The following is a 26,952-nucleotide window of genomic DNA, read 5'->3' as shown; positions in this document are numbered from 1 at the left end:
TAAAAATTTCTCACAAATTATTCACAGTACAGGAGGGTGGGCAAAACAAAAACCCGTGCAATCCTGCTGGAATTTTCTTGTTAGCAATAGAAGGTGTGCAGCCGACTGCCAGACATCACAAGTGATTCAGTAATCGCAAATGCATTCGCGTTCGGCAACGAAATTACTGCTCCGCAATTGCAAATCGAGTCACGCGGTAATTGGTCTGCGAGCTGCAAATCTTCTGCATTGCGGAGAAAATGTCGCCGTAACCTACTGATTTTTATAGTTTTCCCCGCAGATTCATAATAAGTAGGTCGACAGATCGACTTCGTCCATCGGCACCAGCGCATAAAGGGTTCCAGGCATTCGCCCGAACCCTTTTTCTATTTGACCATGCAGGTATGAAAGGCCTGCCCTCCACCCTTAAATGCTAAGCCTTCGCAAGCGGCTTCATACAAAACCGGAAACTTGAAACCAATTCGGACGTTTTATAAATTCTTTCTTGAAGTCGGGTTGAGCGGGTTCAATGTCGAAATCCCGCTCCTTCCAAGACGGCTGGACGATGTCGTCTGTGACAACTTCCAAAAGAATTTTTCTTAAATGCATCTCCAATAGCTTTAGGTCTCTCTCCCAAATTGCCGAGTACTTGAAACCATGAGCGATCTCTTACAGCATCAAATCAAAATCAGCGTCTCCTCGGCAGCCTCCCTATCCGGCAAGCGTGAACACCACACTACAACCAGCAGCGATCTACCGATCCCTACCATCCGCTGGAATGCTCAGATCTGAGAAAGACCTCCATCCACCGTCAGTTCAATCCCGCTAATGTAGCGAGCATCAGAAGACGCAAGGAACAACCCGGCACTCGCAATCTCGGCCGGATCAGCCATGTAACCCAATGGGGTGATCTGGGAGACATACTCTTTCAGGCTATCGATCTGCGCGTGGTCGAGCTTGAGGCTGTTGTCCATCAACGGCGTGCGCGTAAACCCCGGACTCAGCGCATTGACGCGGATCTTGCGTGCCCGCAGATCGTTGGTCCAGGTGCGCGCGAAGGAGCGGACTGCCGCCTTGGAGGCGTTATAGACGCTCAGTTCAGCCATGCCGTTGCTCGAACAGATGGAGGATGTCAGCACCACGGAAGCGCCATCCGACAGCAGGGGGAGCAGTGTCTGCACGGTGTAGAACACGCCCTTGACGTTGATATCGAAGGTACGGTCGTAATCCGCCTCGGCGGTCGCCCCGAAGGGGTGTTTCTCGCAGATGCCGGCGTTGGCGAAAATCGAATCGAGGCGGTCACCGCGCTTTTCGATTTCGGCTTTCAGATATTCCAGGTCCGCAAGCCTGGAGACGTCGGACACCACCGCCACCGCTGAGTCCCCCAGAACACTAAGGGCCTCATCAAGACTCTTGCGTGAGCGACCTGTCACGTACACCCGTTTGGCGCCCTGCGCAAGCAGGCCTTGCGCGATCGCCAATCCAATTCCCGTCGAGCCGCCGGTGACAACAGAGACGTGATTCAAAAATTGAGAAGACATCGAGATTCCTATCGTGATCAAGTGGGACAGCATTTACATTGCATCGCTACAGAGATGCGCGGGACCGCGCTGCGGTCTGGCTCTGGCTCTGGCCTTCGTGCAGCGTGGTGGAAGAGTTTTTCCGTGACCATCTACCGACGGTAACGCGATGCACGTGCAACCAACAGCGCCGCGATCGTCAGGCTGGCGGCGACATATACCATCGCCCAGCTGAAGGCATGCGCCAGGGACGATGGCGTATGGCGGGAACCCGCCAGACCGAAGAACACGCTGCCGATGACAGCCACGCCCAGGGCCGCACTGATTTGCAAAGCGGAATTCACGATCCCGGCCAACATGCCGGAACCACCGGCCGGCGCAAGATCGATGACCGATCGCACCAGCGTGGGCACGGCGATCCCCTGCCCGAATCCGATCAGCGAGAGCGCGATCACGACGCCTGCCAGTGCCGGTGCCCGCGCAGCGGGTGTGGAAGCCACCACTGCACTGAGAATCAGGCAGCCGACGACTTCCAGCGCCATCCCCAATACCGGGGTCCAGCGTCCTAACCGGCGCGCGGCGGCGGGTGTCGTCAAGGGCCCGATCAGGAAGCCCAGTCCGCACGGCACAAACATCAAGCCGGTCGCAGATGCGCTCATTCCAATCGCCTCCTGCAGATAGATCGAGAAGGTGAGAAAGAAGGCCGAGACCACATAGAAGAACAACACTCCGGTCATCCCCACCACCAGGCCAGGCGCATCGGCCAACTGAGGTGCGACCAACGGCGTTCCACCGCGCTCCGTGAGCCACCGCTCGTAGCGCCAGAACGCAACCGCAAACCCCGGTGAGGCGAGCAGCATGAGACAGGTCCACCACGGCCAGCCGGCCTCAGGCCCTTTCACCAGTGGCACCACCAGCAGGCCCAGCGAGAGTGCACAGAGCAGCACGCCCATCCGGTCCAGCCGTGCCGGATGTGAACTGCGCGTGTCCGGCAACAGGGGAATTCCGCCGAGGAACACGAGCGCCACGATCGGCAGGTTGATCAGGAAGATGACCCGCCATTGCAGGTCGCCGACATTGGCCGCAATCAGCAGTCCACCGAGCGCCTGGGCGGCAATCGCTGCCAGTCCGATGGTCGCGCCGTACATGCTCAGCGCCCGCGCCCTCTCCCGCTCGGGAAACAGCGCCTGAATCGATGCCAGCCCCTGCGGCGCCATGATCGCTGCACTCAAGCCTTGCAGCAGCCGGCCGGCGATCAGCATGGCAGGCGTAAGCGCAACACCACAGAGCAGCGACGACAGGCCGAATCCCGCCAGACCTGCGAGAAACACCCTCTTGCGCCCGTACAGGTCTCCCAGCCGTCCCCCGGTGATCAGGAACACCGCATACACGGCGGCGTAACCGGATATCACCAATTGCATCTCGGCATGGTCGGCACCCAGACCGGTACGGATGGACGGCAGTGCGACATTGACAATGAAGAAATCCAGCGGCGGCAGGAAGGCCCCCACCAGCAAGACGGCAAATGCCAGCCATCGACGCGGATGGGGCACATGCTCTGCGTGCGAAGAGGTAGTGAGAGTATTCATTTAATTATGAACCGTTAGGTTCCAAATTGAGAAAAAAAATTCAGTCGAGCAGCCGCATCGCCGTTTCGACGACAGCGGTCATTTGCTTGTCTACTGCTCCTACCTTTCCGAGCGTGCGCATGCCGTGAGTCAGGCTGACGATCACGGTTGCCAAGGTCTGTGGATCGTGGTGCGCGGGAATTTCCCCGCTGGCCTGCCCACGCGCAATGGCTTTGGCATACGCATGACGGATACGGTCGACCATGGTCTTGACTCGCTCGGCGACATCATCGTCGTGTGACACCATTTCCATCGCCGTTGCGACCAGCATGCAGCCGCGACGCCCTTCTTTGCGGCAAGACATTTCCGCCAGGCGCATCAGGGTTTCCCGTATCGCGGCTTTGGCCGATCCTGGCTGGTCCAGCGTGCTGAGCAGCCGGACCAGCGACTGGGAGATATAGCGGTCGAGTGCGGAAAGAAACAAGCCATGCTTATCGCCGAAAGCCTTGTACAGGCTGCCCCGTGACAGCCCGGTGCCATCGATCAGGTCGACCAGCGACGTGCCGTTGTAACCACGCGTCCAGAAGACCTGCATCGCCGATTCGACGGCGGCATCGATCTCGAATTCGCGCGGACGTCCTGGTCCTGATGGGAGATGGGATAAGCTCATGGAATATTTGGAACCGAATGATTCCGAATAATACCGACTGCGATTTATTGATGCAAGTAGAAATTGTTGGCGGACGTTGCCAACAGCAAAAAGCGGCTCGCCGATGGGAGCCGCTTCTGGTCGATGGTCACATCATCGCAACGATCAATACGCTCAGCGCGCCAGTGCGTAGTTGATCGGCACCCAGCGATACCCGCTGCCATCCTTGACGATATGTCCAATGCCGGGGAAGGACAGGTGAGCGGCCGCGATCAGTTCCCGGGCATCTGCCACCGCATCGAAAGCCTTGCGGCGATCACCCATGGCTTCATGTTCGTCGGTATCGAAACCGATGGTGACATCCGGCTGCGGGAACTGTACTGCCGCCACATGGATCATGTCGCCCACGATCAACAGGCGCTGGCCTTTGCTGCTGACCAGGTAGGCATTGTGACCAGGGGTATGACCGTAGTTGGCCACGCTGGACACACCCGGCTGCAGCTCGCCGTCAGCCTCGAAGGGGCGGAACTTGCCGGCCGCGATATAGGGCTTGAGGGACTTCTCCGCGACCTCGAAGAATTCCTGGTTGATGGCGCTGGCCTTGGCCTTGTTGGCCGGGTTGAGCCAGTAGTCGGCATCCTTCTTGTCGGCCCGCACGACGGCCTTTGGGAAGACGCGCTTGCCCTTGTGCGTGAGACCGGCTTCGTGGTCGGGATGAAGGTGGGTCAGGTAGACCTCATCCACCTGGTCCGGGCGATACCCTGCCGCTTTCAGGCTGGTGAGCAGGTGGCCACTGTCGGCATCGAGCACGCCACCGGCTCCGGTGTCGATCAGGATCAGTTTCTTGCCCGTGTTGACCAGGAAGGCATTGACCGATGTCTCCACCGGATCAGTGACGAAAGCTGCCTGCAGGCGCTTGTCCAGATCTTCCTTGCTGATCCCCTTGAGCATCTTGCCGGCTGGCAGATGGTTGGTGCCATCCGACAGTGCGGTGACTTCGATGTCACCGATCATGGTGCGATAGAAACCCGGCTGATTCTTCAGCATCGGTGCCTCGGCATGCGCTGCCTGGGCCATGGCGAATGTCATGGCGGCAGCAGCGAGAGGACGCAGCAGTGGGGTGAGCGAGCATGCGCGGATCTGGCGAAGGGAAGTGGACATTGTTGTTTTCCTCAAAGGGTCATTGAAGCCGACCGTTTCCGGCACGCGGTAGGCATGCATGGATAGCCGTCCGACTGATCGGGACGATGCCATTACCGGCCAGAAGGATCGATGGACGAAGCGAGGCTGCGAGGGCGCAGGTCGCACTGCGCCGATCGACGGCGCGAGACCCCATTGCAGCTCTGCCACAGGGCGCAGTGTGGACAGTGCAGGAGGGAGTGTCTAGTTATACGAAAGGATAGGCGAAAGGTATTGCATCACGCATCACGCATCACGCATCGCGGATGCAGACGTTACCGTGACGGCTGACACGAGGGACACAAGGGACAGAAGGCCGGATCGAGATGATGCGTCCCGATCCGGCCTCGCTGGAGATATTGCGCGAGGCGGCTATGCGATCCTAGAAGCCCATGCGACGTAGATCGTCGGCCTCGAAGTTCTGGCCACTACGCTGCTTGACGGCCGGCAGCTCCGACACTTTTACGCGCCACTGGCGCAGTGCCGTCAGCTCTTCATCGACGGGGATACCGGCCGCATCTGCAAATGCGAGACCCGCAAACACGGTGATGTCGGCCATGGAGAAGTTTTCCCCGGCGATAAAGGGCTGGCTGCGCAGCACGCCGTCAAAATAATGCATACCTCGGATCGCCTTGTCACGTTCGCGCTCGCCCCACTCCTTGCGGTGCGCCCAGCCTGGGCTCTTGAACTGCTGCAGGGCCTCGCCCAGGCCCGGTGTGGCGTGATGGAAGTAGATGCCGACGGCATCCAGCAATTCGCTCTCGGCGCGTCGCTGCATCATGTGAATGAGTCCCTTCTCCTTGGGCGTCTTGCCGGTCAGGATAGGGTTGCCATCGAGGTTGTCCAGGTACTCGGTGATGGCCGTACTTTCTGCGATCAGGGTGCCATCGTCCAACTCCAGCAGCGGCAATACCCCGGACGGGTTCTTGGCCAGGAAGGCCGCGCCCTTGTGTTCGGCACCGATCAGATCCACCGACTCGAATTGGACGGCGTGATCCAGTCCTTTAGCTGCCAGGACAATGCGGATACGGGCGGGATTGGGGAAACCGGGACGGTCATATATTTTCAAGTTGAGCTCCTGTTGTCTATGAATTATCGATTCGCTGATTTATTGATTAATCAATCAATTAATCTAATTATCTATCTATCGATAGGTAGATGCTAGGGGAGTACAATTCCGCTGTCAACAACTATCTATCGATAGAGAGATTCAAATGAACGCAGCCGATACCAGGGAAATCATCATGGGCGTCGCCCGCAAAGCGGTCCAGGCCAGGGGCTACAACGCATTGAGCTTCAGGGAGCTGGCGGCCGAAGTCGGGATAAAAAGTGCGAGCGTGCACTACCATTTCCCGACGAAGGGCGACCTGGCGGCTGCGCTGGCGCAGCGCTATACGGAGGATGGGCGGGAGTTTCTGGGAACGATCCGGGAAGGCAGCAAGAGCGTGAAGGCCGCCGTGCAGCAGTACACCGATATCTTCCGGGCCGCACTGGCGGACGATAACCGCATGTGTCTGTGCGGCATCATGTCAGCCGAGCATGACGATCTCCCTCCTGAAGTGCGCGCCGAACTTGACCGATTCAATCAGATGAATGTCGACTGGCTCGCATCGCTGCTGGCCCAAGGCAGCCACGGCACGAAAGAACTCAAGCAGGCCAGGACCCGGGCCCTGGCGATCTTTGCGGCAATCGAAGGCGCCCAGCTCATCGCGCGCGGGCAAGGGGACATCGCCGTCTATGACCAGATTATCGAGGGATATCGTCAAGCGGGACTGCTTCCCTGAAGAGAGCGCTGGCCGCTGGTTCTTCCAGTCTGCAACGAACTCCAGCGGTCGGGCAGGGGCGCACGCAATTGTGCTGATCAGCAGGCGCTGTACCGGAGACGACAACAGGATCAGCTCAGAACCATCATGGCCATCGGCAAACCCGTACCGACGCATCGCATCGATTTCTCCACCTGGCTCGCAACTCCACTGGCGAAATGATCGGAATCCGATCCAGTGAGAGCCAGCACCACACCCGGAGCTGGCTGCTTTCAATCAATCTTTCTTTACGCTATAATTTTTTTGCCACTAAACAGCTTATTTTTGGCAAGAGTGCCGCACTCCCGTAAGTCGACGCTCGTCCCGACTCCGATTCAAAAGGGTTCCTGGCCTGTGCCTGGAACCCTTTTCCATATGTGGGGCAACTGCCGTTCCATCCTGCGACGAAGAGGGAAATGCGTGATGGATGCCACTCAGCGTGGGGGGCAAAGATGAGGTCGAGGTCACCCGATCGTGGCAGGAAGCCAGACGCACTATGCAAACCGGTATTTCCTACCGGAAGAACGTAATCCCACTTAGCTCTCGGATCGGTGGCATTACCCAAGAAAGTAAAAATGGAACATAACAAGAATTTGGATGCGGTCAGGGGATGCGCCATTCTGCTGGTCATACTGGCACATTGGGCCAGTTCTCCGCTGGGGACGGAGCAGACGCAATACATCAATTTGCACTGGTTCTCGGGATGGTTTGGAGTTGACCTTTTCTTCGTGCTGAGCGGTTATCTGGTATCGGCCTCACTGGATCGCATCACCCAACGGCAGACTGGCTCGGCCATTGCATTCATATTCCTTAGCCGTCGCTGGTGCCGCACGATGGGGCCTGCGTTCTTTTGGCTGGCATTCTGGCTGACCGTAGTAGTCATTGTGGGAGGTGGTACTCACACAGGCTCGGTAAGAAACAACATTCATCACGCGATTGCTGTGCTTTTCCAGTACGCAAATCTCTACCTGTATTTCAAGTGTGTGAAGGTATCCGAATGCGGGGTGTTCGGATATTACTGGAGCCTGTCCCTGGAAGAATGGTTCTATGTGATGTTGCTGGGTATCTTCCTGTTCCGCCGCAGAATCGCACTGGTATTGGTGGTCCTGTATGTGGCGGTGTGGGCCCTATCAGCTCCTTTGATGCTCAACGCGTGGTTCCGCATCGACGGCATGATAGCCGGCTGTCTCATTTACCAGTATCGGGATCACCTGCCGAAAATCTCACCCAAATGGGTGCCGCTGCTGGTCATTGCCCTAGGCGTCAACTCGGCCATACCAATACCGCATTTCCATGCCTCGGTCGTTATCATCTGCAGTCTGCTTGTCATCATCTCGCTGAAAAACAATGACTTCTATCCGCAATGGGTGGTCTGGGTCGGAAAAATCTCGTACTCGCTGTATCTGGTCCATACACCTTTGATCGCCCTGATGTCCGACTATGGCGGAGGCTACCTCTTCCTGCCACTCATGGTCCTGCTCGGCTATCTGGGTTACCGCTATATTGAAATCCCGTGCCAGGCCTTTGGCTATGCCATGAGCCAACGAATCGAAGACAAATATGCAGCCCGCGCTACCCGCTCTTTTACCGATACTGCTTGATACCTTGTTGACACGAATGCTCGCGCTAGCGTCCTGACGCTGCAACGACGCTATGCAGCAGGCCGCTTGGCCAGCGCAAGGATGGCGCCGAACAGAATCATGGTGCCGCCGCTGATGCGGTTCATCCAGCGCAGCCCCTGGGCATTCTGGATCACGCCGGAAAGCCGGCTGCCCGCATAGGCGTAGGCCGCGATCGCGACCACTTCCAGGCTCAGGAAGATCCCGCCGAGGATGAGGAAACTGACCCAGTAATTGCCGGGAACCACGAACTGCGGGAAAAAGGCAGTGAAGACCAGGATCGCCTTGGGGTTGCCGATGGCGACCAGGAATTCCCTGCGGATGAAGGTGCGGATATCGCCGCGCGCCTGCTCCCCCGCAAGACCGTCAACGGACAGCGTCGCCCTGGAAAAGAAGACCTTGAAACCCAGCCAGACCAGATAGGCGGCGCCCAGCAGCTTGCAGACCGTGAAGGCCAGTTGCGACGCCATGAGCAATGCTCCCATGCCCAGCGCGGCCACGGCGATCATGATCGCAAAGGCGACTACGCGCCCGACGGAAGCCAGAATTGCCAGCCGCAAGCCGTAATGCGCGCCGATGGTGATGGACAGCAGATTGTTCGGCCCGAAAGCCATGTTCAATGCAAAGCAGGCCGGTACAAACAGCAGGAGCGTATCAAGAGGCATGATGTGACCAGTTGGGGGTTCGGAAAAACCTTCATCGGCGAAGGCAGGAGCCGCAATGATACAAGCGATCGCCCTATCGGCAATCGGCAGGACATCACCGCGTTAGTCGGAAATGCTACGCGCACCGACGCCCGCCCCTCGTCTACACCCTGAAAACGCCCCGCCGTCACTTCCACCGATTACCGGCACTTAACCCAGGGCCTGCGCCACCTCTGCCACCAGCTTGCGCAACCAGATATGCGCCGGATCGTCGCGATAACGGACGTGCCAGGCCATGTGCAGCGGGAAAGTACCCAGATCGACTGGCGCCGGCAGTACCTTCAAGCGGGTATCGTGGACGAGTCGCTTGCAGATCTGCATGGGCAGGGTCGCACAGTAATCGGTCGCGGCCACGATCTCCGGGATGGAGGCGAAATGCGTGACCGAGACGGTGACCTCGCGTCGCAGGCCCCTGCGCTCCAGCGCCTGGAACAGGCCGGTGCGCAGACGGCCGGGCGGCAGCACGTTGACGTGCTTCATGCGCTCATACTGGCGCTTGCCGATGCGCGTGCCGATGAGCGGATGGTCGGCCCGTACGACGCAGGCCAGGCCATCCTCGCCGATGTGCTGGACCACCAGGTTATCCGGGGCGTCATTGATGCGTCCCAGCACCATGGCGGTATCGCCTGAACTCACGCCGGTCTCGGCCAGGTCGGTGCCGAAAGGCAAGGTGCGCAGGCGCACACCTGGCGCCACCACGCTCAGGCGGGCCACCAGCTGCGGCACCAGGACAAACTCGACATAGCTGTTGGGTGCGATGGTGATCAGGTGATCGGCGTGCCCCGGTTCGAAGGCCTGCTGGCCCAATACCACCGCATCCATCGACGCCAGTGCCGCCACCAGCGCGGGGGCAAGCAATTCAGCCTTGGGCGTGGGGCGCATGCCGTAGCGCTCGCGGATGAACAGGGGATCCTGCAGGGTCAGGCGCAGCCGGGCCAGCGCATTGGACAAAGCTGCCTGCGTCATGCCCAGTCGCGAGGCGGCCCGCGTGACGCTGCGCTCCTCCATCAGGGCGACGAAGACCGGCAACAGGTTGAGGTCGTATTTCATATAGAACTCATTTCATAAATAGGCGCGAGTGCGAGCGAGTCCCCTTTGGGATGAAGTGCAAGGAGCGCAACGCGGCCAGCGCCCTTTCTGACCAGAACGCATCTCACGACTATTTATGAAATGAGTTCTAGATATATTGTCTACGATAAATCTGTTTTATCAATAATAAATTGGCCGAATTTCTTCCCATTGCCGATGATGACGACCATCACCACCTCACCAGAAGGAGTCAACATCATGTCGCACACCGGATCTGATCTGTTTTCCCCCACCCGCATCGGCGCCATCGACGTCGCCAACCGCATTGCCATGGCTCCGCTGACGCGCTCACGCGCTGACATGCAGGGCGTGCACAGCGAACTGGCCATCGAATACTATCGCCAGCGCGCCTCGGCCGGTCTCATCATCAGCGAAGCCACCAATATTTCGCGCGAAGGCCGCGGCTATGCCTTCACCCCAGGTCTCTACACCGAGGAACACGTCGCGGCCTGGCGCAAGATCACCGATGCGGTCCACGCAGCAGGTGGCAAGATCGTCAACCAGCTTTGGCACGTAGGCCGGGTCTCGCATAGCTCATTGCAGGAAAACGGCGCAGCGCCGGTCGCCCCCTCGGCGATCCAGGCGGGTGAGCTGGTATTCCTGGAGTCGCAGACGCAGGCAAGGCCCTCCATGCCACGTGCTCTGGAGACTGCCGAAATCCCGCGCCTGCTGGAGGACTATCGCCACGCTGCGCGGCTGGCCAAGGAAGCCGGCTTCGATGGGGTGGAAGTGCATTCGGCCAATGGCTATCTGCTGGAGCAGTTCGTGCGCGACAGCACCAATCACCGCACCGACCAGTACGGTGGCTCGCTGGAAAATCGCGTGCGTTTCCCGGTGGAAGTGGTCACCGCCGTCGCCGATATCTGGGGTGCCGATCGCGTGGGCGTGCGCCTGTCGCCGCTGACCCGCTCGGCCGGTGACATCCCGCTGGACAGCGATCCCGAGCGTACCTACCTGTACTACGCCGAGCAACTGGGCAAGCTGGGCCTGGCCTATCTGCACTGCGTCGAAGGCCAGACCCGGGGCAGCAACGCAGCATCGGAATTCGATTTCAAGAAGCTGCACGCCGCCTTCGGTGGCCTTTACATCGCCAACAACAGCTACCAGCGCCAGATGGCGATGGATGCGGTCGCCTCGGGGCATGCCGACATGGTGGCCTTCGGCCGCCCCTTCATCGCCAATCCCGACCTGGTGGAACGTCTGCGTCTGGACGCCCCCTGGGCGGAGGCCGACCGCAACACCTTCTACGGTGGCGGCGCCGAAGGCTATACCGACTATCCGACCTACCAGGCTGCCTGACTCGATGACCTGGCTGGCACTGCCGTCGCCCGTGATGTTGATGGGGACGGCAGCGCCGTCTCCTGAAGCCCGCTCCCTGCCCTGCCCAAGCCTGTTCCAGAGCTGCGTACGGCCACGCCGCAATCCCGCCAAGTGAAACCGAAGTACCGGTCAACGGGAATGATCATGCCTCCCCCGTGCGCAAGATCACAAAAAATCATCTCTCCTGCCAAAAATTCGTTTTGATGCTTGTAAAATCCTTGCGGGTTTCCGTAAAGATCAATCAACAACAAGCATCGGCTGCAACGCCAGCTCATCCGCTAAGAGATGTCGGCAACAGGCAGCCTCTACCCAGGGGGGGAATCATGCAATCGAAGCGCAGCTTCGCTCATGCAAGACCGTTGCCAGTCAGTGCACTGGCAACACTGCTGCTGATCGGCAGCGCCGCGCACGCCCAGGTGGCGTCGTGGACCGGCAACGTCGACAACAACTGGACCAACGACAGCAACTGGCAATGGACGGGGGCAGCACCCACGTCCACGGATGCTGCGGTCATCAATGCCTATCCCGGCGTCGATCCGGTGCTTTCCAGCAACACCACCATCCAGGCACTGACCGTCGGCGGCAGTACGGTGGGCAACCTGCAGATCAACCAGGCGACGCTGAACACCTCGTCGGTCCTGATCGGCAACAGCAACGGTTCCAACGGCACCATTACCGTCACCGGCAGCGGCACCAATGGCAGCGCCAGGCTCAACAGCAGCAGCGATGCGACCGTCGGCCTCAATGGCGTCGGATCGTTGACGCTTGACGCCGGTGCGGTCGCCAACATCAGCGGTACCACCTATGTCGGTGGTGCCAGCGGTGGCGTAGGCAACCTCACGATCAATACCGACAGCAGCCTGATCGGCAACGGCCTGGTCATCGGCAACACCGGGGCGGTCGGCACGATGCAGGTCAATGGTGGTGTCGTCAACATGAGCGGCTCGGTGGTGCTGGGTAGCGGCGGCGGCAGCAATGGCAGCGCCAGCCTGATCAACGGGGCGCAATGGCTGATCGGCGACCGGCTCACAGTCGGCAGTGGCGGCAGCGCCAGCCTTTCCATTACCGGTGGTTCCACGGTGGATTCCGTCACCGGCGTGATCGGTACCGCCGGCAGCACACTGTCCACCGTCAATATCAGCGGCGCCGGCAGTCGCTGGACCAATACCGGTTCGCTCTTCGTGGGCACGGTCAACAATGGCAACCTCACCATCAGCGACGGTGCCAATGTCAGCAGCGCCAATACGGTGATCGGGCGCCAGGACACCTCCAACAGCAGCGTCAATGTCAGCGGCGCCGGTTCTTCGCTGGCGGCGGGCAACCTCACCGTGGGCGGTGACGCCGGCTCCGGTTCCACTGGCGGTACCGGATGGCTCACCGTCAGCGGTGGTGCCAATGCCACCGCCGCGGTCGTGCATCTGGGTGACATCACTGGCGCGCGCGGTACGCTCACGGTCAACAATGCCAACTTCACCGCCAGCGATCGCCTGTCGATCGGCTACGGCGACGGCGCCAGCGGCAACCTCAGTATCAGCAATGGCGGCGTAGTCACCGATACCGGCGCCCTGGTCGGCCACCTGGCCGGCAGCAGCGGCAATGTCACCGTGTCCGGCAGCGGCAGCAAGTGGATCAACACCGGCGTGCTCTACGTGGGCAACGTCGGCAATGGCAACCTGACCATCTCGGGAGGCGGCAACGTCACCAGCACCGATGGCTATGTGGGAACCGAAGCGGGGTCCAACAGCAGCGCCCTGGTCACTGGCAGCGGCTCGGTCTGGAACCACTCGGGAGACTTCTTTGTCGGCCACAACAATGGCGCCACGGGCAGCGTAGTCATCTCGGCCGGTGGCCGTATCAACGATGTGCAGGGCTTGCTGGGCGACCTCAATGGCGCCTCCGGCACCATGACGGTGACCGGGGCCGGCTCCACCTGGAGCAGCAGCTCGGACGTCAACGTCGGTCGTCTGGGCAACGGTACGCTGACCATCTCCGATGGCGGCCAGGTCACCGGCAACCGCAGCTATATCGCCAACAATGCCAACAGCAACGGCAGCGTGACGCTGACCGGTGCCAACTCGGCCTGGATCACCACCAATGCCTTGCATGTCGGGGCCGGTGGCAATGGCACCCTGACCATCAGCGACGGTGCGCGCGCTACCGCCTCGGTGATCCGCATCGCCACCAGCAGTGGTTCCACAGGTACCCTCAACGTCGGTGCCGCGCCTGGCAGCACGGCAGCCGCGCCCGGCCAGCTCGACACCACATCGCTGGCTTTCGGCGCCGGCAACGGTACGCTGAACCTGAACCACAATGCCAGCGGCAGCAGCAACTACACGCTGGCAGCGGCCATCTCGGGCAACGGCACGATCAACCAGCTGGCCGGCGAAACGGTCTTCAGCGGCAACTCGACCAGCTTCGCCGGCAGCACCAATGTCAATGGCGGCAAGCTCAGCGTCAATGGCGTGCTGGGCGGCACAGTGCGCGTCAACAGTGGCGGCACCCTCTCCGGCACCGGCACGGTGGGCAGCACCACGGTGGCCGCCGGTGGCACGCTGGCCACGGCCGGCACTTCGACGCTGACGGTCCAGGGCAATCTGAACCTGCAGGACGGCGCCACCACCCAGGTCAGCACCAGCGCCGACGGCAGCGGCGGCCTGATCCAGGTCAACGGCAATGCCGCCCTGGCCGGCAGCCTGTCCATCGCCGCCGGCAGCGGCGCCTATGCGCTGAGCACGCCCTATACCATCCTGTCGACCAGCGGCACCGTGAGCGGCAGCTTCAATGCCGTGCGCAGCGACTTCGCCTTTGTCTCGCCTACGGTCAGCTACATCGGCAATGCGGTGCAATTGACGATGGCGCGCAATGGCAACAGCTATGCCTCGGTCACCACCACCGGCAACCAGGCCAGCGTGGCCAATGCCCTGACCCAGGCCGGCCAGTTGGCAAGCCTGTCCAGCGCCATGCGCGCCAAGCTGGCGCTGATCGACGGCCTGTCGGCGGCGCAGGCGCGCAGCGCCTTCGAGAGCCTGGGGGGGCGCGCCTATCAGGGCCTGTCCACGCTGGGCCTGATGGGCCAATCGCTGCAGACCCTGGGTAACCGCAACATCGGCGGCGGGTCCGCCTTCTCCGGCGGCAGCGGTTTTGCGATGAGCCAGCTGCAACTGGCCTCCGCCGAGACGGATCGCTATGACTACCAGTACAGCGCCGCCACCATGACCGACAGCAGCAATGGCAGCAGCGGTCTGTGGCCCCTGCGTGTGCGCGAGGATGGCGGCGCCTGGGCGCAGGTTGCGGGCGGCCATGGCAATACCCGCTCCGACGGCAATGCCGCCGGCTACACCAGCAACAGCAATGGTCTGCTGATGGGGGTGGAACGGGTGCTGGATGATCGCTGGAGCATGGGCCTGGCCTATCACTACGACAATACCCGCCTGGCCTACAACACCGCCGGCGACAGCGCCAAGGTGGAAGGCCATCAGGTCGCCGTGTACGCGCAGTACCAGAGCGGTGACTGGCGCTTCAAGGGCATCGTCGGTTATGGCCGCAACCAGTACGCTACCCAGCGCAGCATCGTGATCGGCAATGATGTCTCGCGCGCGGCCGGTGACTACAACGGCGATGAACTCGGCCTGCATGCCGAGGCCAGCTATCGCATCGATCGCGGCAGCTACGTGTTCGAGCCGCTGGTCTCGCTGCAAGGCACGCTGCTGCGCCAGGATGCCTTCTCCGAAACCGGTGCCGGTGCGCTCGGCCTCAATGCCAGTGCACAGACTTCACGCTCGGCGGTGTCGATGGTAGGTGCCCGCTGGCACCTGCCCCTGCGCGAAGATGGCAAGCTGCAGAGCGAGCTGCGCGCCTTCTGGAGCCATCAATGGCTGGATGCCGGCGGTAGCCTCAATGCCTCCTTCCAGGGCGCGCCGGGCGTCAACTTCCAGGTCGCCGGCCTGCAACAGAAGCGCGACGGCCTGGTGCTGGGAGCGGGCCTATCCGGCAAGCTGGGCCAGGCGTCGAGCCTGTTCCTTGACTACAACCTGGGCCTGAACGACCTGCAGACCCAGCACGCCGTGGTGGCGGGCTGGCGTTATCGCTGGTAACTCCCTGGGCAGCAGTGCGAATCACTCAGAACAGGAAGCCGCTCTGCTGCCCGCCGGCCTGCGCCTTGGGCGCGGGCCACGCCTTCATCTGCGTGGCCGGATAGTTCAGCAGCATCGCCACTGCGCGCTCGGGCGTGCCGGCATTGAGCCATTGCTGATAGTGCGCGCGCGGGATGATGACCAGGTTGCGCTTTTCCTCTCCAGGCTTGTGAAAACGCTTCATCAACGGATGCTGGTCAGCGTTGATGGTGATCTGCGTAAACGAAAAAGCATAGCCGCCCTCGGCCTCTTCCCAGGCGCGCCAGAGGCCGGCCACGCAGAACGGTTGGTCGTCGGCCATGCCGATGGCCCAGCGCTGGGCGCGGCCGGATTCATAGTTCGGTTCATAGAAGCACTGCATCGGCAACAGGCAGGTATGGCCCTGGCGCCAGGGGCCGGCATAGCTGCGCTTCTCGCCGATGGTTTCGGCACGGGCATTCATGGTCGATATCTGCAGGCCGGGCTGCAGCTTGCGCCGGGGCATCATGCCGTAGGTACCGACGATGAGTTCGGGCTCCCCTTCCAGGCCGGCACGCACCATCGGCGCGGCATAGTCCTGCCAGGTCTCGTCGGGCCAGTCCGGGGTAGCGCTGGTATCGGCCCCGGTCAGGGTGGTGATCTCGGATCTGGGAGTGGGCTTGTAGTTGACGCACATGCGGGGTGGTTTCTCACGCTGAAGGCGGCTGATTGTGCCATAGCAGACCAGGTCCGGGGCGTGGGCCGGCACGCGGCCGGCCATGGCACCACCCATTGCCTCAGCTGAAGAGCCGGCCGATCAGGCGTCCGCCGACGTGCAGGATCATGGGCAGCGGCGACTCGTAGTCCATGGCACCGGTGAAGATGCTGTCGGCGCGGGCAGCGGTGGCAACCAGGGTCAGGATCAGGCCGGTGAAGAGGGTGCTGAAGATGCGCATGATGTTCTCCAATTCAATGTCAATGTGGTGACGGGTCGTCAATGTGGGGCTTTGCTGCCGATATGCATCCGGGCTTGCGTTTGCGTTTCGGCATGGGTGTATCTTGAGGCGACGCAGTTACACATCGATGTCAGGAGTTCACGCGTTTGTTTCAATTGACATCAGGCGGGGATATCCGGCCAGGCAAGAAAAAACCGGCCTCTCGGGCCGGTCTTTTCTGGGCGTATTGGAACGCTTACGCTGCCTTCTTGGCTTCCAGCGTGGCTTCTTCCAGCGCCATCAGCGCTTCAATGGCGGCAATGAGCATGCCGATGCGGTGGCGACGATAGACCAGGCGTTTTCTGGAACGGATGTTCATGATTTCTCCTACGACCGGCGCGGGGCCGATCCAATGACAGATGTGGGGTAGGCCGCGACTTGCGGCGCGGCGATCAGGCATGGTCCGCTGTGACCGTTGCCGCGTGGGAACGCTGACAACCTGACTTGAGCGGATCAAGGCCGGCAATTATAGCCGAGCCGGGGCGATGCCCGTCCGTTTCCTTGAGGACGACACTCCCGCTCGACGGGAATTGCGCATGCCATCCGTGCTTTCCTGCCACACCGTCATGCCACACATGCTGTCCGGTAGAGGGCGCTGAAGCGCCGTGTCGCTTCCAGTCCTGGCACGAAGTGATGGCGGCCAGGCGACATCTGCTCCACCAGCGCATCGAGCTGCTGGGTTGAGCCAACGACGCCGCGTGGCCCGCCCTGCGGCGCCATCGACTCCACCTGGCGCCCGCGTGCCAGCGCGCGATAACTGGGCTGGCGCTTGGCGTCACTCCAGCCTGTTTCTATCCATTCACGGATGGTTTGCTTTTCGTAATCGTCGAAGACACCGAACATCTGCCCACCCGGCGCATCGATGAGTCGCCAGAAGCGGCTTTCCTCTGCCGGCGCCGCCCGCACTATCCAGCTGGCCTTGGTCAATTCTTCCAGGAAACGCGCCATCCCGTCCGGCTGTTCCAGCCATTGGTTGACGGTCTTGCCACCGATGCGGCAGTAGTCGGAATGCATCATCCGGCCGAACTGCGCCTTTTCCTGCATCACGCTCACCACCTCCTGCTCAAGGTCGAAGGAATTGATCACATCCATCGTGCTCAGGCCCAGGTCGTTGAGCAGGTAGCCCCGCCGCACGCCCTGCAGGAACTGTTGCGGATCGGCTGCCTGTGTTGCTGCCTGGGCCACGGCGTCCGCGGCCTTGCGCGCATGTCCGCTGGCAGCATTGTCGATGGTGACGTGCAGGGTGAAATAGTAGGGATCGATCCCCAGTTCGTTGAGCTCGTAGGCGGTAATGAGCAGATGCAGGGGCAACTGTTCATAGCCCAGGTTGAAGCCGAACATCTCCGCTTCGTATTGCCCGCCGTGGTAGGCCAGCGCCAGCTGGAGCGCGCCCTGCACGTAATGAGGTTCGGACAGGGGCAGCGCCGGTTCTCCGCCATGGGCGGCCAGCAGGCTGCGGTACAGGCTGACGTGGTTCATGGCAGGGTCGCCATCACCCAGCTCTTCGAGATAGGTCAGGATCAACGGGCGGAACAGCGGGTCGCGCCAGCGTTCCAGAGCGCTGTAGAGCCAGGCGCCATCGACCAGCTTGGTCGGGGCCACGCGGCGCAGAAAATTGAGTGCATGCGCCTTGCCGCTGAAAAAGCGACGCGGCGCCCCAGCCTGACGCTTCTGAAGATAAGCGGCATAAGCCTGGCCGACATCAGCCGCGCGCCGCTCCATCCACCCAGCCAGCGCGTGGGCATCTTCCGGGAGATCACAAGGCAGCGCTTCGGCGGCCCGCAATTGCTGCTCCAGATATTGACGGGCCGACGCCAGCGCGTCTGCATCGGGAGCGGGCGCCAACAGCTTGCCATGCAGCAGGCTGGGCACAAGCTCATCGGCCTGTGGACGGTAGGCCCGGGCGGCCGATTCGGCGGCCTGCATTTCCTCGACAGTAGATCGCATACATCCTCGCGCAAGATCAGAGGCCCCAAGGATGCGATGCCAGGGGCGGCAGCGCTATCGGCGAGCGGCCAGCCTTGCTGTCGGAAAATGCCCTGCGGATAGTAGGACGACGTCACGCCTGCGCAGCGAGCTCCGTCAGTGGGAAGGAAGACCTGGGACTGGAAGGTGCGAGAGCAAGGCTTGGCACGACGGCAATACAGGCCTGCTTGCGGATATGAAATAATTGTCTTGCCCGTTTTTATATCCGATAATCGCGCCCATGAACGATACCGCACAACGCCCCGCCCTCCCCGACCGCCTCAGCGTCGATCCCCGCAGCCCGCATTACGATGCCGCCATCTTCGAGCACGACATCGGCATCAAGCTCAACGACAAGGAATTGAACAACGTCAGCGAATATTGCATCAGCGAAGGCTGGGTCAAGATTCCCGCCGGCCGCGCACTGGATCGCAAGGGCAATCCGATGATGTCCAAGCTCAAGGGGCGGGTCGAACCCTTCTATCGTTGAGATCGCTGATATCGTTGATATTGCCGATCACAGCCATTCCAGCTCAACAACACAAAGGCCCGCAACGCAACTGCGGGCTTTTTTGCTGGCTAGGCGAACCGCAAGATTAATCTCTGCTGCAGATGAATCAATGCCCGCGCATCGATTCCGTCGATTCGTCAATCTGGCGATCCGGGAAACAGGCGACGTCATGTCAGCGACCGCTGGCGCCACTCCTGTACCGTCGTTCCCGTGATGCGCTTGAACTGGCGCAGGAAATGGCTCTGGTCATGAAAACCCACGGCGATGGCCACATCCACCACCGTGCGTCCCGGCTCCGCCAGCAACACCTGCGCGCGCTGCAATCGCTGGCGCATCATCCACTGGCAAAGTGTGTAGCCGGTGCTGGCCTTGAAGACCCGGCTGAAGCAACTGGATGAAAGATGACACATCGCCGCCAGGGTGGACACGGTGATATTGCGCTGCAGGTTGGCATCGATATAGTCCAGCACCTGCTGCACCTGCTCGGGTGAAAGCTGGCGATAGGCCGGTGCGCCGGAGCTGCCAGAGGCGAGAGGACGGGAACCCACCGACTCAACCCGGCAGACGGAACACCGTCACCAGTTGCGCCAGCTGGGCCGCCTGGTCCTGCATGGAGGCCGCCGCTGCTGCGGCCTCCTCCACCAGCGCGGCATTCTGTTGGGTCACCTGGTCCATCTGCGTGATGGCGCGGTTGACTTCCTCGATGCCGGCACTCTGCTCGCGGCTGGCGGCACTGATCTCGGCCACCACGTCGGCCACATGGCGCACGCTGGTGACGATTTCCTGCATGGTGCGGCCGGCCTGCTCGACCAGATGCGAACCGTTGTCCACCTTGCCGACCGAATCCTCGATCAGGCCCTTGATTTCCTTGGCGGCCTGGGCGCTGCGCTGGGCCAGATTGCGCACTTCCGATGCCACCACCGCAAACCCGCGCCCCTGCTCGCCGGCCCGTGCCGCTTCCACCGCTGCGTTCAGGGCCAGGATGTTGGTCTGGAAGGCAATGCCGTCGATCACGCCGATGATGTCGGCAATCTTGGTGGAGGCGCTGTTGATGTCGGCCATGGTGCCCACCACCTGCTCGATCACCTTGCCGCCATCGGCCGCCACGCCGGAGGCGGTGATGGCCAGCTGGTTGGCCTGGCTGGCATTGTCGGCATTCTGGCGCACGATGGAAGTGAGTTCTTCCATTGAGGAGGCGGTCTCCTCCAGCGCGCTGGCTTGCTGCTCGGTACGCGACGACAGATCCAGATTGCCGGCGGCGATTTCGCCGGAAGCGGTGGTGATGGTGTCCGTCCCCTGACGCACGCCCTGGACGATACCCGAGAGGCTGCGCCGCATGGTTTCAATGGAATGCAGCAGGCTGTGGCGGTCGTTGGCCTTCAGCGCCACGGCGGTGGACAGGTCCCCTTGCGCGATCTGCTCCACGATCTCCACCGCCCGTGCCGGCTCGCCGCCCAGTTGGCGCAGGATGGAGCGCAGGATGAAGGCGGCCATGGTGGCAATGGCACCCATCAGTACCGCCCCCAGCAACAGCAGGACCAGGGCATTGCGATAGAAGGCCTGGTTGATGTCATCGATGTAGGCGCCGAAGCCGATGGTCCAGTCCCACGGCGCGAAGCGGGTCACCGCATACAGCTTCTGCACCTTCTCGGTGGTATTGGGACGCGTGCCTTCGGCGATGAGCAGGCCGATTTCCTTACCCTGCAGGGCGGCGCGGTAGCGATCACCATCTTCCTTGGCGGTCTTGTCCTGGATACCCACGCGCTTGGGATTGGGGTGCACGTAGTTGAAGTCGTCGCTGTAGCCACGTACGAAGTAGTAGTTCTGCTCCTTGGCAAAACTGCCGATGACCATCTTGGCCTGGGCCTGGGCCTGCTCGCGGGTCAGCTTGCCGGCCTGCTCCTGGGCCTGCGCCTTTTCGGCCGCCGCCTTGGCCAGGGTCACCAGCAAGGACAGCTGCGCCTCGCGTTCTTCCATCATGGTGCGCCTGAGCGTGGTCAGCGAGACCGCGGCGATCACCAGGATGCCGATCAGGGTGGTGGCACACAGCCAGATGATTTTGGTACGCAGCTTCAAGGGGCCTCTCCGTCTCTTGGATTCTTGGATAAATGGCAAGCTCGCACTGCCTCGTTCTGTGGCGAGGCTTGCGTGTGAGCATTGATGTGGATGTGGACGCTTCCGCGCCCTGCCGGGGACGGCAGCGTCCGCGCTGATGACAATGTAACCCGGCAGCAACGGTGGCCTTGGGCGGAACAAAGCCGCTTTCCGGCTTCAAACCGGGATTTCCCGCGCCGGCACCGGGTGCTGGTCTATCGCGGCCGTGGTGGCTCGTCCTGATTGGCCGGATCGATGCGCAAGTCAGTCTCGAAGCTCTGCAGGACGGCGCGCAATTCGCCGCGCTTTTGCATTGCCTCCAGTTGCGCGTTGATGCGTGGCAGGTATTTCACGCAGGGGCTGGCCTTGCTCATGGCGATGTAATTGTCGGTCTCGCTGACGAAGGGGCGCAGCGGCATGAAGTTCTCGGACTGGCCGGTCTGGTTCAGGTAGATCATGCCGCTGTAGTAACCGGTGATGAGATAGTCGATACGGCCCGAATCGAGCTTGCTGAAATTCATGTAGACCTTCTGCGCGGTCTCGATGATGAGGTTGTCGCGCATGAATTCGTCGAAGCCGCCACCGAACTGGTTGCCTAGCGTAATGGCCCCGCGCTTGCCGATCAGGTCCTTCCAGCCGCTGAAGGAGAAGCGATTGTTGCGTGCCACGAACACGGCGATCGGGTTGCGGAACAGCGGCACCGAGGCATAGGCCAGGTATTGCTGGCGTTCGGGCGTGTTCTTGAGGGAAGAGACCAAGGCGACTTCACCGCTTTCGGCCTCCTTGAGGACGCGGTGAAAAGGCCCGACATAGCGGACCTCATAGGGAATGTTCAGCGCACTGAGTGCGCGGGTGGCGATCTCGATGCTGGCGCCGGTCAGGCGCTTGCCGTCGTACCAATGCAAAGGTGCGTAATCCGAATCGGCAGAGATGACGACCTTCGTGCATTCGGCGGCCTGCACCGACAGCGGCAGGACCGTGACGGCCATGGTCGCCAGCAGCATCGCTGGCAGGAATCTATGCATGCTGTCCCCCTTCCTTGCATCATCATGACGTCCCCCGTAGCGGCGTCATTGGCTGGTGTGATCAGGTCAGCATAACCCGATTGCAGCAGGCGTCGGCATGAATTTGATCAAGGAAGTCAGTACGGCGATGATTTTGCGACAGCCGTGTTTGTCGCCTGACGGAGCTTGCAGACCCATCAGGGCGCACCAGATCCGGGCATGGATACGTTTTGTAACGAATCGTCCCGGTCCTGTCAGCCTGTGCGCTGACATTCATTCCGGCCTCCTCTGTTCATTGCACGCGCGGCACCCGGGGGGCCAGGCTCCGCTACCCTGCAAGGATTGCGCTTGATGAGCTTCAGGAGTCGTGCTTTCCTGCCGGCTTTTTCCCTTGACCGACATGCGCATCCTGACCCGCCGCGACTGTCGGACACGCGAGAAACGTCTGACAACAACATGCTGGGCTTTCCGACTGTTGGCGCGGCCACAGCTTCCTATGATGAAGCCAAGTTTTCCACAAACGCCAACGGCCTCGGGGAAAACGATTCTTCCGGACTGCCTGCCCGTGCAACCTGCCATCGCCTGGCGCAACACTGCAACACTTGCCCATGGGCAGCAAGCAATGATCAATCAAGGATAAAGGAGAACAGCCATGACCAAGACTTTCCTCACCGCCGCCGTGCTGGCCGCCGCCACTTTCGCCACTGGCGCCTACGCCCAATCCTATGACCAGGGTGGCAACGGCATGCAGGGTACGCAGCAGCAGCAATACGATGCGTCGCCATCGTCCTCGTCCTCTTCGTCGCCGCAGTACTACAACTACCAGGGTCAACCAACCGGCTCGCCGGCTGGCATGCAGGAAAGCGGCCAGAACGGCCAGTATGTGGATCCCAAGGGGTATGAGGTCCCCAATGGTCGTCCCAACAACTATGCCCGCGAACTGAAGGACGGCCCCATGGGCACCTCGCCGGGCGCCTGATTGCTGGCTGGGCAAGGACTGAAGGTCCTGGCTTAGCCAAGGTTTGACCAGTGACCATTTGCACCATCGCCCCCCTACACACTCGTACCCTCGCACCACTGCCCCGGCCTCGGCCGGGGCTTTTCATTGTGCGATCCGCGCAGCGCGACGGCATGCCGTAGAATCGCGCTTTTGCCGGCGCCTTTCCCTGGCGCGGGCCGTCCTCTGGTCTTGCAATGAATCCTCAAGAAATCGGTCGTGGCATCGGCTTGTCCGTGCTGGCGTCCGCGCTGTTCGCCTTCCTCTCCGGTTATACCCGCCTGCTGGCCCCGCTGGACGGTACCGACATCTTTGCCTGGCGCATCCTCGGTACCCTGTTGACCGTGGTCGGCCTGCTGGCCTGGCGCGGCGAGCTGCCACGGCTGCGGGCGGCCGTGGCGCAGTTGCTGGGGCGTCCCGGTACCTGCCTGGTGACACTGGCGATGGCGGCCTTGCTGGCCCTGCAACAATGGCTGTTCCTGTGGGCGTCGGTGAACGGGCGGGCGCTGGAAGTCTCGCTCGGCTACTTCCTGCTGCCGCTGTCGATGGTGTTGGTGGGACGCTTCTACTACGGCGAGAAAATGAACCTGCTGCAGCGCCTGGCGGTGCTGTGTGCATGCATCGGCGTTGCGCACGAACTGTGGATGACGCGTGCCTTTTCCTGGCCGACGCTGGCCGTGGCATTTGGCTATCCGCCCTACTTCATCCTGCGCCGGCGCATCAAGCTGGACTCCCTGCTGATCTTTGCGGTGGAGCTGATGGTGCTGGCGCTGCCTTCCCTGGTCGCCGTGCTCATGAGCGCCTCGCTGGCGGCCACCGTGCGGACCCCGTCCATGTGGCTGCTGATCCCGGGGCTGGGCGTGATCAGCATGATCGCCCTGACCAGCTACCTGCGCGCCGGAAAACTGCTGCCGATGGGCCTGTTCGGCATCCTGGGCTATGTGGAACCGGTGCTGCTGGTGCTGGTGGCCATGGCGGTGCTGGGTGAATCGCTGCACCTCTCACAGCTTGGGACCTATGGCCCGATCTGGCTGTCGGTGCTGCTGACGGCCTTGCACAGCGTGCGGCTGATGCGGCGGCCGGCGCTGCCGTCCCAGCCGTTGAATTGAGGGCGTTTTCGTGGACTGATCGCGACGCGGTGCCGCCCGCCTTCTCCTTATACTGGTCAAAACGGCCTCCCCTGCGCGGGGAAAGTGCCGCCGGGAGGGGAGAGACTTTACATGCGGCCCATATTGGCAAAGGCGGGACGGGTTGCGCGCCATTCGGTGGCGCGCCGGGCGCGACTTTTCGTGATCCTGATCTGCATTGCCATCGCCGCCGGCCATACCTGGCAAAGCTTGAGCGCCCGTCTGGCCCAGGTGGAAAACACCCGCATCTATTCCGGCAATATCGCCAAGGCGCTGGCGCGTCATGCCTATGACGTGTTCCAGGCGACCCATGGCTCCCTGATCAACATCAGCGACCGCATCTACGAAACCGGCGTGGACCCCGCCCACACCCGTGGCATGTCCCCCCTGCTGCGCCAGCTGTCCAAGGAAATGCCGCAGCTGGACGGGCTCTACATCTACGATGCCGCCGGCAATCGCATGGCCAGTTCATCCACACCACGGCCGGCTGATGCCAACAATGCCGACCGCGCCTACTTCATCTACCATCGCGACCACGAGGACAGCGAACCCCACATCAGTGCGACCCTGGTCAGCCGCAGTACCGGCAACTGGATCATTCCCATGTCGCGCCGGCTGAACCACCCCGACGGCAGCTTTGCCGGTGTATTGCTGGCGACCCTGCGGGTGGACCACTTCAACGCGCTGTACCAGACGGTGGATATCGGCAAGAGCAGTTCCATCCTGCTGGTGCTGCGTCCGGGCACGGTGCTCACGCGCCAGCCCTTCGAGGCCGGCTACATCGGCCGCGACATCACGGCAGATGCCAGCATCCGTCAGTTGCTGGGCGGCCCGGCCAGCGGCCACGCGGAAATCCTCTCACCGCTGGACGACACCTATCGCTACCTGTCCTACCAATCGGTGCAGGCATTCCCGCTGGTGGTGACAGTCACCATCGCGCGCGACGAAGCCCTGGCCGACTGGCGCCAGCAAACCATTGTCTATGGGGCGGCCGTGTCGCTGCTGTTGTTGATCATCGCCATGTTCGGCTGGCGCCTGATCGGCCAGATCGAGCTACGCCTGGCCGCCGAGGACCGTGCCCTGCAGGCCATGGGCGAACTGCGCCAGGCCAACAAGCAGCTGGAGTTGCTGGCGCACCAGGATGGCCTGACTACCCTGGCCAACCGGCGCCATCTGGACATGGTGCTGGATGCCGAATTCCGGCGTGCCACGCGCAGCGGCGCGGCCCTGTCGCTGGTGATGATCGATGTCGATTTCTTCAAGCAGTACAACGACCTGTATGGCCACCAGGCCGGCGATGAATGCCTGCGTCGCATCGCCCTGGTCCTGAAGGAGCGCCAGCGGCGCCCGGGGGATCTGGCGGCGCGCTATGGTGGCGAGGAAATGGTGATGCTCCTGCCCGAGACCGATGCCGAGGGTGCCATGGTGGTGGCCGAGAAGATACGCGCCGGCATCCAGGCGCTGGACCTGGGGCATCGTGGCAATCCGGTAGGCGTGGTGACGGTCAGCGCCGGCGTGTGCGCGCTGGATCTGCTGGAGGGCGCTTCGCGCTCGGTGGAAGAACTGCTGGGGCGGGCCGATGCCGCGCTCTACGAAGCCAAGCGCGGTGGCCGCAATCAGGTACGCATGGCGCAGGCGGGTATGCCTGCGCCGGCCCCCGTATCAGCTGACTGAGGCTGGCCGGGGGCCAGCATCAGTACTTACTGCTGGTGGTAGGAGGTGACGCGGTCGACTTCGTTCTTGGAACCCAGGAACACCGCTACGCGCTGGTGCAGCTTTTCCGGCTGGATATCCATGATGCGCTGTTGACCATCGGTGGCGGCACCACCGGCCTGTTCGACGATGAAGGCCATCGGGTTGGCTTCGTACATCAGACGCAGCTTGCCCGGCTTGCCGGGTTCGCGGGCGTCGGCCGGGTACATGAAGATGCCGCCACGATTGAGGATGCGATGCACGTCGGCCACCATGGAGGCGATCCAGCGCATGTTGAAATCCTTGCCGCGCGGACCGGTGGTGCCGGCCAGCATTTCATCCACGTAGCGCTTGACCGGCGGGAACCAGTGACGCTCGTTGGAGGCGTTGATGGCGAATTCCTTGGTGTCTTCAGGAATGCGGATGTCCTTCTGGGTCAGCACCCAGGCGCCCATTTCGCGGTCCAGCGTGAAGCAGTGCACGCCGTCGCCGGTGGTCAGTACCAGCACGGTCTGCGGGCCATACACGGCGTAGCCGGCAGCGACCTGTTTGGTGCCGGGCTGCATGAAGTCCTGCTCGCTCGGCTCGGTCATGCCGTCGGGTGCCTTCAGCACGGAGAAGATGGTGCCGATGGAGACGTTGACGTCGATGTTGGAGGAGCCGTCCAGCGGATCGAACATCAACAGGTATTCGCCCTTTGGGTAGCGGTTGGGGATGCGGTGGATGGTCTCCATTTCCTCGGAGGCCATGGCCGCCAGGTGACCACCCCACTCATTGGCTTCCAGCAGGATTTCATTGGAAATCACATCCAGCTTCTTCTGCACTTCGCCTTGCACGTTTTCGCTGCCGGCGCTGCCCAGCACTTCGCCCAGCGCACCCTTGCCGACGGCATGCGAGATCGACTTGCAGGCGCGACCGACGACTTCGATCAACAGGCGCAGTTCGGACGGAATCTTGTTGTGCAGGCGCTGCTGCTCGATCAGGTGTTGCGTGAGGCTGATGCGTTTCATGATGGTCTTCCTTGTGGGTGGTTTTATGATTTATGAA

23 protein-coding genes are annotated in these 26,952 nt (G+C 61.7%); 8 read left to right on the top strand and 15 right to left on the bottom strand.

All coding sequences use genetic code 11. From position 1 onward, the window contains the following. Positions 1–761 precede the first annotated feature (761 nt). The 5 genes from HFRIS_RS17210 to HFRIS_RS17190 all read right to left on the bottom strand — a co-directional run bounded on the left by HFRIS_RS17210 (position 762) and on the right by HFRIS_RS17190 (position 5,964). Positions 762–1,520 (bottom strand): SDR family oxidoreductase, encoded by a 759-nt coding sequence (locus HFRIS_RS17210; protein ID WP_039876214.1) that lies wholly within the window; start codon positions 1,518–1,520, stop codon positions 762–764. A 131-nt stretch (positions 1,521–1,651) separates the two neighbouring features. Next, positions 1,652–3,088 (bottom strand): MFS transporter, encoded by a 1,437-nt coding sequence (locus HFRIS_RS17205; protein ID WP_039876198.1) that lies wholly within the window; start codon positions 3,086–3,088, stop codon positions 1,652–1,654. A gap of 40 nt (positions 3,089–3,128) precedes the next feature. After that, a complete protein-coding gene (locus HFRIS_RS17200; RefSeq protein ID WP_051110934.1) occupies positions 3,129–3,737 on the bottom strand; it encodes a TetR/AcrR family transcriptional regulator in 609 nt (202 codons plus the stop codon). Positions 3,738–3,890: 153 nt separating this feature from the next. Then, positions 3,891–4,877 carry an MBL fold metallo-hydrolase gene (locus HFRIS_RS17195; protein ID WP_006464700.1) on the bottom strand — a complete coding sequence of 329 codons (987 nt, stop codon included), beginning with the start codon at positions 4,875–4,877 and terminating at the stop codon, positions 3,891–3,893. 400 nt (positions 4,878–5,277) lie between these two features. Next, on the bottom strand, positions 5,278–5,964 hold the full coding sequence (locus HFRIS_RS17190) for a glutathione S-transferase (protein WP_006464699.1): 687 nt from the start codon (positions 5,962–5,964) through the stop codon (positions 5,278–5,280). Positions 5,965–6,109: 145 nt separating this feature from the next. Between HFRIS_RS17190 and HFRIS_RS17185 the strand changes: the two genes are divergently transcribed. Together HFRIS_RS17185 and HFRIS_RS17180 are read left to right on the top strand one after the other, a co-directional pair. Further along, a complete protein-coding gene (locus tag HFRIS_RS17185; RefSeq protein WP_006464698.1) occupies positions 6,110–6,679 on the top strand; it encodes a TetR/AcrR family transcriptional regulator in 570 nt (189 codons plus the stop codon). A gap of 593 nt (positions 6,680–7,272) precedes the next feature. Then, positions 7,273–8,298, top strand: a complete 1,026-nt coding sequence (locus tag HFRIS_RS17180) for an acyltransferase family protein (RefSeq protein WP_006464697.1) — start codon at positions 7,273–7,275, stop codon at positions 8,296–8,298. A 50-nt stretch (positions 8,299–8,348) separates the two neighbouring features. Here HFRIS_RS17180 and HFRIS_RS17175 read toward each other — a convergent pair whose 3' ends face one another. Both HFRIS_RS17175 and HFRIS_RS17170 read right to left on the bottom strand, forming a co-directional pair. Further along, on the bottom strand, positions 8,349–8,981 hold the full coding sequence (locus tag HFRIS_RS17175; RefSeq protein WP_039876195.1) for a LysE family translocator: 633 nt from the start codon (positions 8,979–8,981) through the stop codon (positions 8,349–8,351). 189 nt (positions 8,982–9,170) lie between these two features. Further along, a complete protein-coding gene (locus tag HFRIS_RS17170) occupies positions 9,171–10,070 on the bottom strand; it encodes a LysR family transcriptional regulator (protein ID WP_006464695.1) in 900 nt (299 codons plus the stop codon). A gap of 237 nt (positions 10,071–10,307) precedes the next feature. Here HFRIS_RS17170 and HFRIS_RS17165 point away from each other — a divergent pair, with 237 nt between their 5' ends. Together HFRIS_RS17165 and HFRIS_RS17160 are read left to right on the top strand one after the other, a co-directional pair. Further along, a complete protein-coding gene (locus HFRIS_RS17165; protein WP_006464694.1) occupies positions 10,308–11,408 on the top strand; it encodes an alkene reductase in 1,101 nt (366 codons plus the stop codon). Positions 11,409–11,752: 344 nt separating this feature from the next. Beyond that, entirely contained in the window at positions 11,753–15,523 is a 3,771-nt protein-coding gene (locus tag HFRIS_RS17160) for an autotransporter domain-containing protein (protein ID WP_161625983.1), read from the top strand. 25 nt (positions 15,524–15,548) lie between these two features. On the opposite strand, the gene HFRIS_RS17155 is transcribed toward HFRIS_RS17160, so the two are convergent. From HFRIS_RS17155 to HFRIS_RS17150, 4 genes are all read right to left on the bottom strand, one after another. Beyond that, the gene (locus HFRIS_RS17155) at positions 15,549–16,313 is read right to left on the bottom strand and encodes an SOS response-associated peptidase (protein WP_006464692.1); all 765 of its coding nucleotides are present in this window, start codon (positions 16,311–16,313) and stop codon (positions 15,549–15,551) included. A gap of 4 nt (positions 16,314–16,317) precedes the next feature. Then, complete coding sequence (locus HFRIS_RS25605; protein WP_166758255.1) at positions 16,318–16,476, bottom strand: hypothetical protein; 159 nt, start codon at positions 16,474–16,476, stop codon at positions 16,318–16,320. Positions 16,477–16,711: 235 nt separating this feature from the next. After that, entirely contained in the window at positions 16,712–16,834 is a 123-nt protein-coding gene (locus HFRIS_RS25960) for a hypothetical protein (protein WP_255411918.1), read from the bottom strand. 245 nt (positions 16,835–17,079) lie between these two features. Further along, positions 17,080–18,462: an iron-containing redox enzyme family protein gene (locus tag HFRIS_RS17150; RefSeq protein WP_039876190.1), complete on the bottom strand. Its 1,383-nt coding sequence runs from the start codon at positions 18,460–18,462 to the stop codon at positions 17,080–17,082. A 259-nt stretch (positions 18,463–18,721) separates the two neighbouring features. Between HFRIS_RS17150 and HFRIS_RS17145 the strand changes: the two genes are divergently transcribed. Next, complete coding sequence (locus HFRIS_RS17145) at positions 18,722–18,970, top strand: DUF3297 family protein (RefSeq protein WP_006464690.1); 249 nt, start codon at positions 18,722–18,724, stop codon at positions 18,968–18,970. Positions 18,971–19,158: 188 nt separating this feature from the next. On the opposite strand, the gene HFRIS_RS17140 is transcribed toward HFRIS_RS17145, so the two are convergent. The 3 genes from HFRIS_RS17140 to HFRIS_RS17130 all read right to left on the bottom strand — a co-directional run bounded on the left by HFRIS_RS17140 (position 19,159) and on the right by HFRIS_RS17130 (position 22,110). Continuing rightward, positions 19,159–19,539, bottom strand: a complete 381-nt coding sequence (locus HFRIS_RS17140; protein ID WP_006464689.1) for a helix-turn-helix domain-containing protein — start codon at positions 19,537–19,539, stop codon at positions 19,159–19,161. A gap of 4 nt (positions 19,540–19,543) precedes the next feature. After that, entirely contained in the window at positions 19,544–21,067 is a 1,524-nt protein-coding gene (locus HFRIS_RS17135; RefSeq protein ID WP_006464688.1) for a methyl-accepting chemotaxis protein, read from the bottom strand. A gap of 233 nt (positions 21,068–21,300) precedes the next feature. Continuing rightward, the gene (locus HFRIS_RS17130; RefSeq protein ID WP_006464687.1) at positions 21,301–22,110 is read right to left on the bottom strand and encodes a substrate-binding periplasmic protein; all 810 of its coding nucleotides are present in this window, start codon (positions 22,108–22,110) and stop codon (positions 21,301–21,303) included. A 631-nt stretch (positions 22,111–22,741) separates the two neighbouring features. Here HFRIS_RS17130 and HFRIS_RS17125 point away from each other — a divergent pair. The 3 genes from HFRIS_RS17125 to HFRIS_RS17115 all read left to right on the top strand — a co-directional run bounded on the left by HFRIS_RS17125 (position 22,742) and on the right by HFRIS_RS17115 (position 25,887). Beyond that, the gene (locus HFRIS_RS17125; RefSeq protein WP_006464686.1) at positions 22,742–23,068 is read left to right on the top strand and encodes a hypothetical protein; all 327 of its coding nucleotides are present in this window, start codon (positions 22,742–22,744) and stop codon (positions 23,066–23,068) included. Between the two features lie 215 nt (positions 23,069–23,283). Beyond that, positions 23,284–24,195, top strand: a complete 912-nt coding sequence (gene rarD, locus HFRIS_RS17120; protein ID WP_006464685.1) for an EamA family transporter RarD — start codon at positions 23,284–23,286, stop codon at positions 24,193–24,195. A gap of 111 nt (positions 24,196–24,306) precedes the next feature. Then, complete coding sequence (locus HFRIS_RS17115) at positions 24,307–25,887, top strand: sensor domain-containing diguanylate cyclase (RefSeq protein WP_051110933.1); 1,581 nt, start codon at positions 24,307–24,309, stop codon at positions 25,885–25,887. Between the two features lie 26 nt (positions 25,888–25,913). Here the strand turns inward: HFRIS_RS17115 and HFRIS_RS17110 are convergent, their stop codons facing one another. Continuing rightward, positions 25,914–26,915: a class 1 fructose-bisphosphatase gene (locus HFRIS_RS17110; RefSeq protein WP_006464683.1), complete on the bottom strand. Its 1,002-nt coding sequence runs from the start codon at positions 26,913–26,915 to the stop codon at positions 25,914–25,916. Positions 26,916–26,952: the final 37 nt, after the last annotated feature.

The organism is Herbaspirillum frisingense GSF30 (assembly GCF_000300975.2).
Taxonomy (GTDB): Bacteria; Pseudomonadota; Gammaproteobacteria; order Burkholderiales; family Burkholderiaceae_D; genus Herbaspirillum; species Herbaspirillum frisingense.
Note: the sequence above shows the minus strand (reverse complement) of the source record. Positions and strands in the feature narration are given on the sequence as shown.